Here is a 15,307-nt window from a genome sequence, read left to right on the forward strand (position 1 = left end):
CAGAAGGACGTGCTGGAGTGTGCCAAACCCGGGTTTTTTGCTGCTCCGTGATATTCTTCTACTGTATGCTCAATTGGCCCAATGCTACCATTTATCAAGGGATCGACGCCGTTGCATCCGAAAATCCAGATACAGTCGCGATGCGGTTCGAGGGAGAGGCAACGACCTATAACGACTTAATCGCCGAGAGCAAGGCACTCGCACACGGCCTTGCCGACCTCGGGATTGGGGCAAAGGATAGGATAGCTGTGTGGCTGAGCAACCGGCCCGAATGGATCAAAGCCCAACTCGCTGCCTCTTACCTTGGTGCGACCATTGTTGCGGTGAATACGCGTTACCGAACTCATGAGCTCGAGTATATGATGTCGGATTCGTCGTGTTCCGTCCTGCTTACCGAGGAAGCTTTCCTCGGAAACCAGTACCTCGAGATGGTTGCGGATGCCATCCCTGAGATTGAAACCACAACGCCAGAGGAGTTCAATCCAGATTCCGTCCCATCGCTCGAACACGTCATTGCTCTCGACTCCCACGACGACTTCCCAGCAGTGAGAGCGTATGCGGATGTTGAGGATAGTGGGCGTGAGCAGGATGATATTTCGGCGGCGACAGAGGCTGAGGTTCCTGCTTGCGTCTTTTATACAAGCGGCACAACTAGCGACCCAAAAGGTGTTCTGCAGTCCAACCGTTCGCTGCTCAACCATTCCTATCAAGTAGGTGAACACCTCGGGCTTGGTGAGGACGATGTTGGCCTCGGAATCCTCCCGTTTTGTGGTATTTGGGGCTATAACATGTTCATGAGTGTTCTTACGCATGGCATTCCACAAATTGTGCAGACTCACTTTGACGCCGAACAAACGATTAGGAATGTTGAGGACCACGGCGTCACATATATGTCTGGACTCGCTACAATGTATCAGCGACTTATTGAGGATGATGCGTTTACGGAGGACCGCGTCGCCTCGCTCACAAAAGGTGTTATCGGATTCGTCAGCATGGGCTATGACGAGTCCGTTTTCGAGGCCATCGAAGACCGCACCGGGATTCCGATTTGCCAGCCCTATGGACTCTCGGAGGGGAACAGTCAGATATTCGTAGGCGATCCAAACGATTCCCAAGAGAGCCGAAAGCGTGTTGGCGGGCCGATGATTTTCCCGGAAGAGGAGCAGGTGCGTATTGCTGACCCCGAATCCGGCGATGCTCTCCCAGACGGTGAATCAGGTGAGATATGCCTTAAAGGATTCAACGTGATGAACGAGTATCTCGGGAAGCCGGATAAGACGAACGAAGCCATCGACAACGACGGATGGTTTCATACGGGGGATCTTGGCGTCCGTGACCCTGAAAATGGTCATCTCTATTATCAATCTCGGATGGACGATGCACTCCGTATCCGTGGATTTCTCGTCGCACCACGTGATATTGAAACCGTCATAAATGAACACGAAGGCGTTTCGCTTTCCCAAGTCGTCGGTGCACCACATCCCCGACACGGACAGGTCGCCGTTGCCTTCGTCCAACGAAGCGACGAAACCCTTACCGCCGACGAGATTTATGAATTTCTGGATGACTACGTTGCGGACTACAAAGAACCGGAAGCTATTGAGTTCGTAGATGAATTTCCGCGATCGGCCGGCCCACACGGAGAGAAGATACAAAAGGTCGAACTTCGTGATCGGGTCGCGGACCGCTATGTCGAATAGCGGCCACAGTGGACACAACGCCGACAGAACAGATTGATCTTTGCGAAAATATGGTGCCCTAAATTGTGACCTCCTCGCCGTGAACGGCGAGGCGTCCCACCGCACCGCTGGTTTGGGCTATTTGCTGGTTTTCGACCGGTTGGCATGACGGGCCGATGGCGGGGCCACACCGCCGTCACTCCTATCCCAGCATGGGACTCGGAATTATCTTGGTTGAGACACCACAGCCCTTCGAGAGAGTGTCTCGAACATCCTGGGTCTCGGAATTTCCGATATTGTGCATTTAGGTGGCGGTCATGCCGCCTCGGAGTGCGTCATACTAGGAAGTGACCTCACGTAGATACCCGTATTGGTGCTGAGCAGTGATTGTGTCGGCGTTGGTGGATTCACGCCCGTCGTGAACGACGGGATTCTCTCCTTGCAGAAGATAGGTGCTGGCAGTTACACTATGTGGCCAAGTCCGTTCTCCTTTATCGCATCCGCAATCTGATTCTTCTGAATTTCGTCGGTTCCCGCACCGATGCGCCACCCACGAACATCCCGATAGAGGAATTCCAATGGATGGCCTCGCTGGTAGGCGTTCGCGCCATGAATCTGGAGGCACTCGCTCACAACGCGTTCCGCAACCTCCGACGCATAGAGGGTTGCGACTGATGCGTCAAGCCGATTCAGTGTCCGGTCGGCCGAAACGGCATTACGGGCCGCTTGGTGGGTTAGTCCCTGTGCGGCTTTGTACTGTTTGACGAGATCGGCAAGTTTCCATTCGATGCCCTGAAAATCGCCGATGGGCTGTCCAAATTGTTCTCTCTCTGTCGCGTACTCGATTGCCATGTCGAGGGCAAATGCCATTCGTCCGGTTATCATCGCTGCGTTTCCGAGTCGCTCCCAGTTCAGGGAAACAAGTTGTTCCTTGAATGCGGATCGCCCATGTGTGAGAACATTCTCCTTGGGGACATAGACATCCTCCATATAGAACTGTGTCTGTTTGTGACCGGCCATATTCGTGAAATGATTGGCGATGTCGACGCCCTCTGCGTCGAAATCCACAATAAGGGAGCCAAGCCCTTCATTGGGGTACCGGACCCAAACGACGGCAGAACTGGAGTGCGGAACGTCGCTCACCCATGTCTTCTCACCGGTCACGCGGAAACCGTCGCCGTCTTCTACCGCAGTTGTGTTCATCGCACTGACGTCAGACCCGGCATCGGGTTCAGAGATAGCGAGTGCCATCGCGTCTTCACCGTTCATAATGGGTGGAAGATAGGCCTTTTTCGCAGATTCAGTCCCGAACTCATTGACGGCACGCGGGGCGAGCATCTGTTGAGAGTTGAGGAATAGTCCTGTGTCAGGACAGACCCGGGAGACGATTTCAATCATCAGCACAGCTTCGATTTCTGTCATCCCGCCACCGCCGTACTTCTCGTCAAAATTGAGGCCGAGAAACCCGTGCTCAGCGAGAAGTTGGATGTTCTCCCACGGTGCTTGGTCGTTCCAAGTACACGCCTTCTCGGCAAAATTCTGCTCGGCGAGTTCCCGAACGGTCTTGAGAACCATCCGCTGCTCATCGGTAAGAGCTTCCATATGGGGGTTTCGAAGGGAGTACCTGATAAGTGTAATGGTGACACACAACACGGATAGACCGAAATTGCGTCAGTAATCGGTCCTTCGCGTAAGCGAGAGTTGGTTTATACCCGTAAAATACGGCCCGCCGAGTCGGCCGACTGCGTCGACTTTTCGAGCGTCGATTGCTTCGTCCGTCAGCAAATCCTCATCGACATGGACGTGTCTGACGTCACCGAAAATTAACGTGCTTCCGTGGATTTTCTTTGTATCCCGCAGTTCGCATTCGAGATGTGCCGCAGACGCAGCAACCCGCGGGGCGTCAACCACAACTGAGGGTGCTTCCTCAAGCCCTGCAGACTTGAACTCACTTTCAGCAGCTGAAGCAGGATGAGCCGTGTGTTCCATCGCCTCCGCAAGCGCCTCTGTAACTAGATTTATAACAAATTCTCCGGTTTCGATTGCGTTCGCGGGTGTGTGCTTCAAACCGTCGTCGCCGTCCTCTGCTGAGAACATCACAACCGGCGGGTCAGTATGGACGAGGTTGAAATAGCTGTATGGCGCAAGGTTCGACACGCCGCTCGTGTCTATGGTACTTATCCATCCGATAGGGCGTGGTGCGACGAGACTTGTGAGCAGCCGGTGAACACCAGGCGTGTCCCCACGTAAATCTGTCTCCATACTCAATGTATGTAGGTCATTACCATATGTTCATTGGTGGTACTCAACGTTCCGTCTCGTCGACGAGGTCTTCACGGAGCTCGACCTTCCGAATTTTTCCAGTATCTGTCCGTGGAAATTCACCCTTACGGATGTCAACCGCAGCCGGGACCTTGTAACCCGCCATCTGCTCTGCACAGAATGAAATAATTTCGTTTTCGGTGAGCGGGCGATTCGACACGGGCCTCACCACTGCACCAACGACTTCATTCTTTTCGTCATCAGGCAGGCTTACTACGGATACTTCATCGACATCTGGATGCTGGCTAATGACGCGCTCGACCTCTTGTGGCGAGACATTAATACCGCCGGTTTTAATCATATCTTTGATACGGCCTTCGAAGACCAGTCGGCCGTCCGCATCAAGCCATCCGAGATCACCGGTTCGAAGGTATCCTTCATCGTCAATGGCTTTTCGAGTCCTATTTGGTCGCTTGAGATATTTTCTGAACATCGCTCGACTTCGAACACATATTTCACCTTCCTTGCCGGGAGCAACCTCGACGCCTGTTTCCGGGTTCTTAATCCGAATGTCGACGTTGGCAAGCGGGTGTCCGACGGTGTTTAGCCGTTGCTTTTTCGGGGATTTATGGTGCGTAATGGCGCAGATAGCAGAAACTTCGGTGAGGCCGTAACCGTGTAACACTTGCTCAATACCGTGCTCTTCTTCAAAACGTCGACGGACAGGGCGTGGTCCGACAACAAAGGCAACTCGTACTGAGTCAAGTGCTTCTTGGAGATCAATTCCAGAATCTTCCATCTGTTTGAACATATTCCCCATTCCATACAAGACAGAACAGGCTTCTTCTTGGATGAGGGCGACTGCCTCGTCGGCGTCAAAGTGCTCTTGAACGACGAGGGTAGAACCATGTGCAAATGCCGTTATCGACTCATTACAGGCCGCAAAGCTGAAAAATAGGGGCAACCCGAGCCAAAAGCGGTCGCCGTCTTTGATTCCGAGTCGTGATCCAATACTTCTCGGGTTCGTCACCAACCCATCGTGTTCGAGAACAATCGGTTTTGGACGGCTCGTTGTCCCAGATGAAAATAGGATAAAAGCCTCGTCAGTTGGGGAAACGGACTCGGCAATTGTTTCTAACCGCTCCAGAGACACATCCTCCGCCCTTGTAATAAGCCTCGTCCACTCGTGTGCCCAAGGCGGTGCATCACCGATTACAACGATATTTTGGAGGGTTGGTAACTCAACGGAATTTATGTTGCTGGAATCACCCGACGCGATGGCAGGGTCAATATCGGTGAGCATCTCCGTATAGTCGTTTCCGAGGAAGCTATCGAGAGTGATAAGTGTCGAAACATCCGCCTGTCGGAGTGCGTATTGGAGTTCATCAGCCTTGTACCACGTATTCAGACCAACCATAGTTGCGCCCACACGTTCGACAGCGTAGGTGGCAATAAACCACTCCACACGATTACTGATGAGTACGCCGACCCGATCGCCCGGACGAACTCCGATTGTGAGTAGGGAGCGCGCGAATTCACGAACGCGTTCGTGCAATTCAGTGTACGTTAAGTGTTCACGCGATGTGACGAGTGCATCTGTTTCTCCGTAGTCTCTCTTGGCTGCATCTAACAACTCGTTGAGGGTGTCGCCACGCCAAGTCATATCTTTGCTATCGTGTGACTACAGCAAATAGCTTGGTGTCCACAAACAGGTATTGTTCAAATTGGGTGGTCCCAGACAACCGCGAAGGTTTGTGGTCATATTTCAGCAAAGTCTGTAGTTACTTGACGAAAAGTTGTGGCAAACATCTCAGGGCGGCATTCCACATTCAAAAACACCCGTTCGGCGGTATTCCGATTACGTCAGCGACCCGCCGCTGAAGTGGTGGGCTTGCCAGTGGACTCCCGTTCTGCCAACACAGGAGTGTCGGACGCCACTTCAGTAGCGCTCACGGTGATAACCTGAAAGCATGGAATCGAGCACCAAAATTTATCGCGTGCTTCGGTATTGATTCCGTCGATAGGGCTGTAAGGTAGGAAAATTCTAAAAGTATAGGAATGATTTTTGTATATTCGAATGCTTTTGGTCCAATTATATTTGGAAATGCCCACCTCATTTAATCAGAATCGCTAGTCACCCTTCCTTGTTTGTTCGCACTGGTCAACCTCTTTCGACCAATAGCACCACTGCTATCTAGCTTGGAGTTAATGGAGCGCCAATTTTATTGTTCAAAGCAAAACAAGTCTATTTGCGATGAACGGTGACTACAAGACCCGACTTTCGACACACGACGAGGAATCAGTGACTATCCGTGGGAAGAACCTCACAGAAGAGGTGATGGGCAAGATGGACTTCGGGAGTGCATTCATCCATCTACTTATTGGAGAGTCGCTGACAGCCGAGGAGCAGCGCCTCGTGAATGCGATGCTCTCCTCATTGATGGTACACGGAACGACACCCCATGCAATCGCAACGCGTTTGACACTCCTTTCAGAACCTAACTCGACTCAAGGAGCTGTGGCAAGCGGTCTGCTCGGCGTCGGATCCCGCTTCGCAGGAGCGATGGAACAGTGCGCCACCGACCTCCAGTCGATTGCTTCGGCCGACGACCGAGAAGCGTCAGTGGCAGAGCTCGTTGCGGCCTACCAAGAGAGTGGGAGTCGTTTTTCAGGAATAGGCCACCCCGAATTTGACCCGGTTGATCCTCGCGCTCAGCGTCTCTTCGAGCTTGCCGAAGATGCCAACGTTGCTGGCGAACATGTGGCCATCCTCCGGGACCTACAGAGCGAATTTGAGGGGGCTACAGGAAGAGATCTCCCGATCAATGTTACTGGAGCTATCGGAGCTCTTGCGTCAGACCTTGGCTTAGAACCGGAAGCTGCTCGTGGGTTTGCCATCGTTAGCCGTGCAGCTGGACTCATTGCAGAAATCATCGAGGAAAAGGATTCTCCCATCGCGATGGACGTCTGGCAGTCGGTTGACGACGAAATGACGTACGTCGAGGACCGTTGACATCCTCCTCGGCGTAAACGCGGAGGAATCCTGAGCGTTGGAGATTTCAGGTTTGCAGTCCCACCGAACCCCGACGCGGTAAGAATCCGCGCGGGGTTCACGGACTGGGACGGGTGAGACTGCTGGGAGTGCCAAGCCCCCGAGGATTCCTCTCCTCGGTCATAGAGGGACTCCCGGAGTTGGTTTTGCCTCGGGAAATCCCCCAGACTTCGACGGACTCGAAGTTACGTTCTGTGGTGCTTGCAAGCAGTCGGGCACGGAATCGGTTCATTCTAGGAACCGACCGTTCACCAGACTGGTTCCGATTACTGTCTGATTGTGTGGGGTAGATAGGCCGCCATCGTCGGACTGGCGGGAATTACTCCATCCCACCCGATTCCTGCCTCTAAGTATGGTTGCCTGTCAGTTCAACACACGGATGAAGAACTCTGGGATTGGCTATCGAACCGTGCACTGGGTCCGAGTTACCGGATTCATCCTGCGGCTGAACCCACAGGTATTCTCCTCGATTCTGTATAATTCCTGAGCAATTCAATTTTCGGATGACAGATAGATTCAGACAAGAGTCGTGTTTAGATGGATTTCGCTGTGTTCGTTTCGAGGTTTGATTCGGATTAGAACAAACCACCGCCTAGTTTTGGGTTGAAATCGCCATAAATTGGGGAAGAAGATAAAATACCAGTAACATTCAAGCATTTATCTGAACGCACTATCTCATGAAAAAGTTTTATATACCATCATTGAGATGTGGCACTTGGAGACACATGGCAGAGTACAATAGACGGTCGTTTTTGGCCAAGAGTGGCGCGGTAACTGGAATCGCTGTCAGTCTAGCTGGGTGCATGGGCGGTGGCGGCGGTGGAAACCAAATTCAGTTGGGCGCAATCAATCCGCTGTCAGGATCCGCTGCTGCCTTCGGTGAACTGGCGACAGAAGCGCAGAGCGCCTGGGTCGAGAACGTTAACAGCGACGGCGGTCTTGATGTGGGCGGCGAGTCGCGCGAGGTTAGTATCGTTGAGTATGACGACGAATCCTCCAATGACCAAGCACGGTCGGCAGCACAGCGACTCGCCACATCAGACGACGTTTCGATGATTCTCTCTTCGTGGCGCTCGAACGGTGCCATTGCGATTAATGAGGTCATCAATAATAACCAGATTCCGACGTTCACACATGGCTTTACTCCTCAGGTAAACACCGAGGGGACGTACATGATGCGACTAACGGTCTCGACAGTGATGGACGCCTATCCAGCACTCCAATTCGTCAGCGACAGCGACGACATCGACAGAATTGGTGTCATCGCTGAAGAAGGCGACTGGGGCGGCGACACGCTTGACCTGATGGACTGGTGGTTCAACGAAGCCGGCAACGACGGTGAATATGAAAATCTCGGTCGGTTCTCGTTCAGCCAACAAGACTTCTCGTCGTACATTACTAGCGCTCGCAACGCCGATATTGATGCGCTCTACGTGCAAACATGGGCAGCGGCGATGCAGCGATTCATTGCACAACAGGACCGAGCCGGTCTCAACGACGAAATGCCAATCCTAACCGGTCTCGGAGGTGCCGACTACAATTCACTAGACCAAGTCGGTGGCTCGATGACCAACGTATACGCCCTTGGCGTCTATACCCGGCTCTCCTACGCCGATAACGATCAAATTGCCGAAACCATCAGTGATGAGGCTCTCTCCCAGTTCGAGGCATACCAATCAATAGAGGGAACACCGGACCATCCGACCGCTTATAACGTCTATGCCGACGCACAAGCTGCCGAGTACGCACTTACACAGGCTGGATCAACGAACGGACAAGACCTGCGAGAGGCGTTAGTCGGGAACGAATTCACGACCATCCTCGGCGACGCGACCATCAATAATCGAGGTCAGCCGTCCATTCCCGGTGCACTAATCAAGTTCGACGGCTCAAGTGGTGAGGCAGAAATTGACACTGTTGCATGGGACGGTCAACTCCCGCCGATTACAAGCATCCCGCCGGAGACGGAACTCTGAGACAGAGATGGTCCTAATTGAATCACTCATTAATGGCCTCATTCAAGGAAGCATTTTCGCCGTATTCGCGGCGAGTTTTACCATCATTTTCGGGGTGATGGATATTCCCAACATGGGACACGCCGCGCTGTTTGCGGGCGGTGCATACGCTTTTTATCAGTTGGTGAATCTCACTGGTCTCCCGTGGGTTGTCGGCCTGATCGGGGCTGTTCTCATAATCGCTTTACTTGGCGCCGCTATCGAAAAAGCAATTATTTCACCTCTCTATGACCGGAAAGAATCGGAGTACGTCTTCGGGGTCATCCTCGTGACTATCGGGTTATCTAGAATTCTTGAGCGGGGTTACGCCCAAATTTGGGGCCATTCGCCGAAATACATTGAGTTGGGCCAACTTCAAGAGGGTAGCATCCAGGTCGTAGACACATCCGTTTCCCATCTTGAATTGGTTGTAATCGCATTCGCCATAGCGAATTTCGTGTTCCTCTATTGGCTCATAAACTACACAGAGATCGGCCTCAGCCTTCAGGCAATCGTCCAGGATCGAGAACTCGCAATCATGCGTGGCATCAACGTCAATCGGGTGTTCCTTGTAGCGTTCACGCTGGGCGCGGCGATGATTTCCGCCGCTGGCATACTTAATGCAGCAATGTTCACCCTTGAACCGACGCTCGGGTTTTCGTTGCTCATCAAGGCCTTCATCATTGTGATTCTCGGTGGCATCGGCCGTGTCATGGGGGCGATGGTTGCCGGCTACGCTCTCGGTCTCTACGAAACCTTCGCGGTACTGTACCTCTCGTCGTACTATATTTATGCCTCGGAATTCGCCGTGCTCATCGCCTTCTTCTTATTGAAGGCTATTATCCTTAATGAGGGCGAAGAATCGCTTATCACCGGACTCCGGAAACGGGCAAAGTCTCTTCGACAGGGGGTAATCAGATGAGTAATCCCGAGTCGACGGCCACACCTGAGGATGAACTTGACGTCGATCTACGAAACCTAAAGTGGACAGAACCGATTCGTACCGCCGTATTCGTTCTGTTCGCCGGGCTTATCGCGGTTCCGCTCGTAATCTCGTCAAGTTATGTCGGCTACGTCTCGCTCTTAGTACTCATGTTTGGCATTATGGCGTCAGGCTACAACATCATGCTTGGATGGCCAAACCTGCTTGTCTTTTGTCCGGCTGCGCTTGCGGTCATCGGTGGGGTTGTCTCGTCATTGCTGGCGATTCAGATGGGACTCCCCTTCGTGGTGACACTGCTAATCGGCGGCGTCACAGCCGCCATCGTTGGTAGTGCCGTCGCGATGTCGGCGATCATCATCGGCTCGACCTTCGAAATTGTCATCGCCACGCTCGCCTTCGAGCAAATCGTCTACTACGTCTTCACCAACTGGGGCGAAGTGGGCCCGACCGGTATTTCCGGGATGCCCAGTCCCTCGTTGGGTCCACTTGTCTTCACGAGTCAGATTGAACAATACGTATTCTTGCTTGCGGTTTTGGTTCTCGTAATCTTCATCGTGACCGCGTTCGACCGCTCGCTGTTCGGCACGCTTGCAATCGCGACTGGTGAAGACGAGGAGCTACTGCGTTCGATTGGGTACAATCCGTCTCGATATAAACTCATTTCCGTCGTGTTAGGCTCGTTTGTACTCGGCATCGGCGGTGCGCTCTACGCGCACGTTAACGGCCTCATCACGCCAGGTGCGTTTACACTTGACCAGACAGTGCTTCTGTTGGTAATCGCCGTTCTTGGCGGTCTCAGGACCATCTATGGCCCGATTGTTGGCGCCATTCTTATGATCGGTCTACCAGAAATCATTCGATCGATGGGCTTCGGTGACTACCGTCCGTATGTCATTGGAGTCACTCTCATCCTCGTGATTTTGTTCCTTCCAAGTGGTATTGTTGGTGGGTTCAACGACTACTTCGACGGATTCGGCAAAAAAGGTGATAGCTCATGGGCATTTTGGAAGTAACAGACGTACAGCGGACATTCGGTGGTATCGTCGCCCTTGATAGCGTCTCGCTTTCGATTACGCAAGGCGAGACAACAGTAATCATCGGCGCGAACGGCGCTGGAAAAACGACGTTGTTCAACTGCATTACCGGCTACCACACGCCGGATGAAGGAAGCGTCGTTTTCGACGGTGCAGACATCACCCAAACGCCAGACTATAAGGTTGCTCGCATGGGTATTCGCCGTACCTTCCAAGAGGTCGATGTCTTCGATGAGCTGACCGTAGCCGAAAACATCAGCCTCGGAGTTTTCCGATCTGACCCTCGTGAATTGATGGAGGCCTTGGATTTGATGGAAATCAACGACAAGCTTGGTGAGGAGCTGACACTGTTCGAGCGCAAACGCGTCGCCTTGGCACTGGCTGCAGATGGTAAACTACTCTTACTCGACGAGGTGTTCTCGGGGCTTGATCCGGCCGAAAAACCGGCAATGCTTGATCACCTCAATATACTTGCTGAAGAAAAAACCCTCATGCTTATTGAACACGACATCGAGACTGCCTTTGATTTGGCAGACAACGTAATCGTCCTCTCTCAAGGAAGGGTCCTTGGTCAAGGAACACCAGAGGAGGTCAAAAACGATGAAGAAGTTCAAGAACAGTACTTAGGGGAGATGGCACTATGACCGGAGAATTTTTGTCCGTTTCGGACTTGCAAGTGTCCTATGGCGATATGACGGTCCTTCGAGATGTTGATCTATCGGTTCCCGAAGGCGGTGTCGTCTCTGTCGTCGGAGCGAACGGTGCCGGGAAGACAACGCTGATGAAAACAATTGCAGGGGTAAAGGCCCCTGATTCAGGTTCCATTACCTTCCGTGGTGAAAGCGCCGTAGGGCTTGCTCCCCACGAACTTATCCAGCAAGGCCTGACGTACGTGCCTGAGCGACATACCGTATTTCCGGAAATGACCGTCCTTGAAAACCTCCAAACTGCGATGGTTCCGGTCACGGATTCGAGCCCAGATGTCCTCGAGAGGGTTTTTGACTTATTTCCCATTCTCGATGAACGCCGCCAGCAAGATGCCGGCACGATGAGTGGTGGCCAACAACAAATGCTTGCTATCGCTCAGGGATTGGTGGTCGAGCCAGATCTTATTCTGCTCGACGAACCGACGCTAGGACTCGCACCTAAAATTGTTGAAGACGTTCGCGACACAATTTTAGAGATTAGTGACGAGGGCGTCACCGTACTATTGGTTGATGAGAAAATCCAACTGTCAAAGGAAGTCGCCGATGAGCTATACCTGATGCGAAAGAGTACTCTTCAGTACCTTGGCGAACGAGGAAAATTCGAAGCAGAATACGAGCGTATCCTTCAAGAAACAATCAATTAAAACCCGTAATTACTTTTAGGATTCCCTGCGACCAGAAGATATGGAAATTCCAGACACGAAGTATCTCCAAGTCACGACTCGATCACTTGATTCCGCGTCCGAAGTGGCGATCCATGAGGTACAGCTGGCGCGGCCTGAGAAGCGAAATGCGCTTCCAATGGAGACGATTTGTGTGCTGTCAGAATTATTTGAATCAGTAAAACCAGACGACGGCAGCGCAATCGTGATCACTGCCTTCGGCGAGGATTTTTCGTTAGGTGCCGACATATCTGATCTTAACCCTGCTGAGTTGTCCGATCCGGCGACTCTTGCCGAACAGGCCCAATCCCTCGTTGCATCATTGCGAGACTGTCCCCTCCCGGTCGTCGTCGGCGTACAGGGGCGAGCCTACGGTGCAGGGTTTTTGATTTGTCTTGGGGCCGATTTGGTCGTCGCCAGTAATGACGCCACGTTCGCTATTCCAGAAGCTAGCCTCGGTATTCCAGTTGCCGGGTTCACGACCACGCTGTTGCCACAGTTGGTCGGCGAACGACGGGCCCGGGAGTGGCTGTTTACTGGTGCAGATATCGGGGCCAAAGAAGCGGCGGCAGCGGGCTTCGTCACGGAGACAGCGCCACCAGACAATCTCGATGCGTCTCTAAATAGTCTCCTCAAAAATATCGGTGAAAGCAGCAGCACGGCCATTACTGCACTCAAAGCACAGTTGGCGCCGGTTGGTACGCCGACTCGTGAACAAATCCAGGCCGACGAGCAGGCGGCGATGCGGTTGGCCTACGAGGACGGTGATGCATCCAAGCGAATTCAACAGCTATTGTGAGGTAGGGAAGCGGCCGATTCCGGAGATAGATTTAGGTGGCTCCCGACACCAGAGATAGTTGATGTTCGGAAACGACACGTGGTTAACTGATACCGTCGCGTCCGCTAACAACGACGGTGAATTTAGCGAAGCAGCTGAGCACTTTGATGGTTCGATAGCGCTTGAAATAGGCAATCAAACAGTTTGGCTGAAAATTTATCGTGGGGAAATTATCGATACGGAGCCCTTCGTACCGCAATTTGGCGCGACATTCCGGTTAGTCGGCGACGAATCAGCTTGGCAGCAACTCGCTGCTGACGACATTTCGTTTTCGCAGGCCCTGTATGAAACCGCTATTCGGAGCAAAGGAAACAAACTGGAAGCTAACCGATTACGGGACGCGGTCGAGTTGTTAGTGCGCCATCTTCAGAACAATACTCTTGGCGATACGGCGGAAATGGCGGTGGCAGAATGAGTGATCTCACCGGCAAATATATCGATATAGATGGAACACGAACATATTATGAAACCACGGGTGATCCAGACAAACAGTCAATTATACTAATTCATACGGCAGGTGCAGACGGTCGGCAGTGGCGGTACGTGGCACCGGAGCTCGCTGATCTGGGATATCACGTGGTCATCCCCGACCTTCCCGGGCATGGTAAGTCATACCCGGCCGACGGAGAGCCCAATACGACGATTATACAACATGCCGATGCAGTGTGGCAGTTGATTGAAGTGCTAGATATCGATCAGCCTGTCGTCAGTGGCTGTTCTGTCGGCGGTGATGCTGCACTGTCGTTAGCCATTGACCATGCTGACGACCTCGCAGGTGCTGTTGTAATGGAGGGTGCTGGTCGCACGCGTGGCGCTCAACTGGGCCGGCTCTCTCATCCTCATGCGCTCCCCGGCTGGCAGGACATCCTAGAGTACTCTGTTATTGATGCTGTCGGCCCGACCTGTCCGGAGGCACACCGAGAGGAATTGGCGTGGCAACATCGCAGTGCCCACGAAATTGCAACTAATGACCTACAGGCGTGGGCGGATTTCAACCGCGTTGGTGAACTTGATAAGGCTAACTGCCCGGTCATGCTCGTACGCGGTGCCGATGATTACTTTATTCAAGATGATGTTTTCAAGGAGACCGTAGAACAATTGCCGGATGTTGAACCAGTGGTGCTCTCCGAGATAGGTCACTACCCGATGATGGAGGATCCTGATCAAATAACAACTCTAATTGACGATTTCTCTAGGTGAAATACCGCGCCCTACTCAGCGACTACCGTCGCTTCCTTGAGGGCGTTCCTTGAGGATGGAGCCTTAGAACCAACAACGGCTAAATACAGCACCCCTTCTTCGTTAAACACTGCCAACTTGAATGTTTTCCAAGAATACTGGGTCGCGTTAAGTTAGAGAATGAGGCGGTCATTAGTTCGGATTCCTATGGCCGAATTAGACCGCCTCAGCGAGTCTATCGAGTGGATTGACTTAGATTTTATGGAGCGAGAACGGACACCCGCGAGATTATTGAAAAGGATATTCGATACCATCTTGCAGGACTATCACTTTCGAATACAGTTACGCTTCTTGAGGATTTGGGTGTCAAGCGGAGTCGTGTCGCCGTTCATAACTGGGTACAGAAGGCCGATCTACAGCCAGCTGACGGTGAAAGCCCGGATCGCGTTGCGGTCGATCAGAAAGCGATCCGAATTAACGACGAACAGTATTGGCTGTACGCTGCTGTCGATCCAGAAACGAACAGATTCCTCCATTCTCGGCTATTTCCGACGTATACGATTCCGATTGCTCGAGAGTTTCTCACTGAGTTATCCGAGAAACACGACGTCTCTGAGGCCGTGTTTCTCGTCGATGACGCGGACGATTTAATCGGCGGACTCCGTCGAGAAGGCTACAGCTACCGCGTCCAGCAACACGGCTTCAGAACTTCAATCGAACGTGTCTTTAGAGAGGTAGAACGACGAACCTCTTCGTTCTCAAACTGTTTCCGCCATGTCGATCCAGCAACTGCTGAAACGTGGTTGCAAGCCCACGCCGTCTGGTGGAATCATGCCTAAGTTAACACGACCGAAATCGGCGGCCCTGTGGTTCTCCGATAGGTACCTGAGTAGCAATTATATACCGGGAGGCGAACACTGGAGTATGGTTGGAGTTATCAACGAGCACAGCAACGAG

General features: G+C 52.5%; 13 protein-coding genes and 1 pseudogene. 11 read left to right on the forward strand and 3 right to left on the reverse strand.

Annotated elements, in window-relative coordinates; translation table 11 throughout:
- Nucleotides 1-65: 65 nt before the first annotated feature.
- Nucleotides 66-1,700: a class I adenylate-forming enzyme family protein gene (locus LPA46_RS08445; protein WP_230892142.1), complete on the forward strand. Its 1,635-nt coding sequence runs from the start codon at nucleotides 66-68 to the stop codon at nucleotides 1,698-1,700.
- A gap of 441 nt (nucleotides 1,701-2,141) precedes the next feature.
- On the opposite strand, the gene LPA46_RS08450 is transcribed toward LPA46_RS08445, so the two are convergent.
- From LPA46_RS08450 to LPA46_RS08460, 3 genes are all read right to left on the reverse strand, one after another.
- Nucleotides 2,142-3,281: an acyl-CoA dehydrogenase family protein gene (locus tag LPA46_RS08450; RefSeq protein WP_230892143.1), complete on the reverse strand. Its 1,140-nt coding sequence runs from the start codon at nucleotides 3,279-3,281 to the stop codon at nucleotides 2,142-2,144.
- 69 nt (nucleotides 3,282-3,350) lie between these two features.
- Complete coding sequence (locus tag LPA46_RS08455; RefSeq protein WP_230892144.1) at nucleotides 3,351-3,941, reverse strand: flavin reductase family protein; 591 nt, start codon at nucleotides 3,939-3,941, stop codon at nucleotides 3,351-3,353.
- A 43-nt stretch (nucleotides 3,942-3,984) separates the two neighbouring features.
- Nucleotides 3,985-5,604 carry a class I adenylate-forming enzyme family protein gene (locus tag LPA46_RS08460; RefSeq protein ID WP_230892145.1) on the reverse strand — a complete coding sequence of 540 codons (1,620 nt, stop codon included), beginning with the start codon at nucleotides 5,602-5,604 and terminating at the stop codon, nucleotides 3,985-3,987.
- A gap of 591 nt (nucleotides 5,605-6,195) precedes the next feature.
- Between LPA46_RS08460 and LPA46_RS08465 the strand changes: the two genes are divergently transcribed.
- From LPA46_RS08465 to LPA46_RS08510, 10 genes and pseudogenes are all read left to right on the forward strand, one after another.
- Nucleotides 6,196-6,954 (forward strand): citryl-CoA lyase, encoded by a 759-nt coding sequence (locus tag LPA46_RS08465; RefSeq protein WP_230892146.1) that lies wholly within the window; start codon nucleotides 6,196-6,198, stop codon nucleotides 6,952-6,954.
- A 764-nt stretch (nucleotides 6,955-7,718) separates the two neighbouring features.
- Complete coding sequence (locus LPA46_RS08470; protein WP_230892147.1) at nucleotides 7,719-8,969, forward strand: ABC transporter substrate-binding protein; 1,251 nt, start codon at nucleotides 7,719-7,721, stop codon at nucleotides 8,967-8,969.
- A 7-nt stretch (nucleotides 8,970-8,976) separates the two neighbouring features.
- The gene (locus LPA46_RS08475) at nucleotides 8,977-9,909 is read left to right on the forward strand and encodes a branched-chain amino acid ABC transporter permease (protein ID WP_230892148.1); all 933 of its coding nucleotides are present in this window, start codon (nucleotides 8,977-8,979) and stop codon (nucleotides 9,907-9,909) included.
- Entirely contained in the window at nucleotides 9,906-10,943 is a 1,038-nt protein-coding gene (locus LPA46_RS08480; RefSeq protein ID WP_230892149.1) for a branched-chain amino acid ABC transporter permease, read from the forward strand. The genes LPA46_RS08475 and LPA46_RS08480 overlap by 4 nt, the downstream gene beginning before the upstream one ends.
- Nucleotides 10,925-11,608, forward strand: a complete 684-nt coding sequence (locus LPA46_RS08485; protein WP_230892150.1) for an ABC transporter ATP-binding protein — start codon at nucleotides 10,925-10,927, stop codon at nucleotides 11,606-11,608. The genes LPA46_RS08480 and LPA46_RS08485 overlap by 19 nt, the downstream gene beginning before the upstream one ends.
- On the forward strand, nucleotides 11,605-12,315 hold the full coding sequence (locus LPA46_RS08490) for an ABC transporter ATP-binding protein (protein WP_230892151.1): 711 nt from the start codon (nucleotides 11,605-11,607) through the stop codon (nucleotides 12,313-12,315). Before LPA46_RS08485 ends, LPA46_RS08490 begins: the two co-directional genes overlap by 4 nt.
- 40 nt (nucleotides 12,316-12,355) lie before the next feature.
- Nucleotides 12,356-13,132, forward strand: coding sequence for an enoyl-CoA hydratase/isomerase family protein (locus tag LPA46_RS08495; protein ID WP_230892152.1), 777 nt, complete (start codon nucleotides 12,356-12,358; stop codon nucleotides 13,130-13,132).
- Between the two features lie 61 nt (nucleotides 13,133-13,193).
- Nucleotides 13,194-13,586 (forward strand): hypothetical protein, encoded by a 393-nt coding sequence (locus tag LPA46_RS08500; RefSeq protein ID WP_230892153.1) that lies wholly within the window; start codon nucleotides 13,194-13,196, stop codon nucleotides 13,584-13,586.
- On the forward strand, nucleotides 13,583-14,371 hold the full coding sequence (locus LPA46_RS08505; protein ID WP_230892154.1) for an alpha/beta fold hydrolase: 789 nt from the start codon (nucleotides 13,583-13,585) through the stop codon (nucleotides 14,369-14,371). The genes LPA46_RS08500 and LPA46_RS08505 overlap by 4 nt, the downstream gene beginning before the upstream one ends.
- Before the next feature lie 186 nt (nucleotides 14,372-14,557).
- Nucleotides 14,558-15,189 (forward strand): annotated as a pseudogene (locus LPA46_RS08510) (IS6 family transposase).
- Nucleotides 15,190-15,307 lie beyond the last annotated feature (118 nt).

Source organism: Halobacterium sp. KA-6, assembly GCF_021029015.1.
In the GTDB taxonomy this organism is placed as follows: domain Archaea; phylum Halobacteriota; class Halobacteria; order Halobacteriales; family Halobacteriaceae; genus Halobacterium.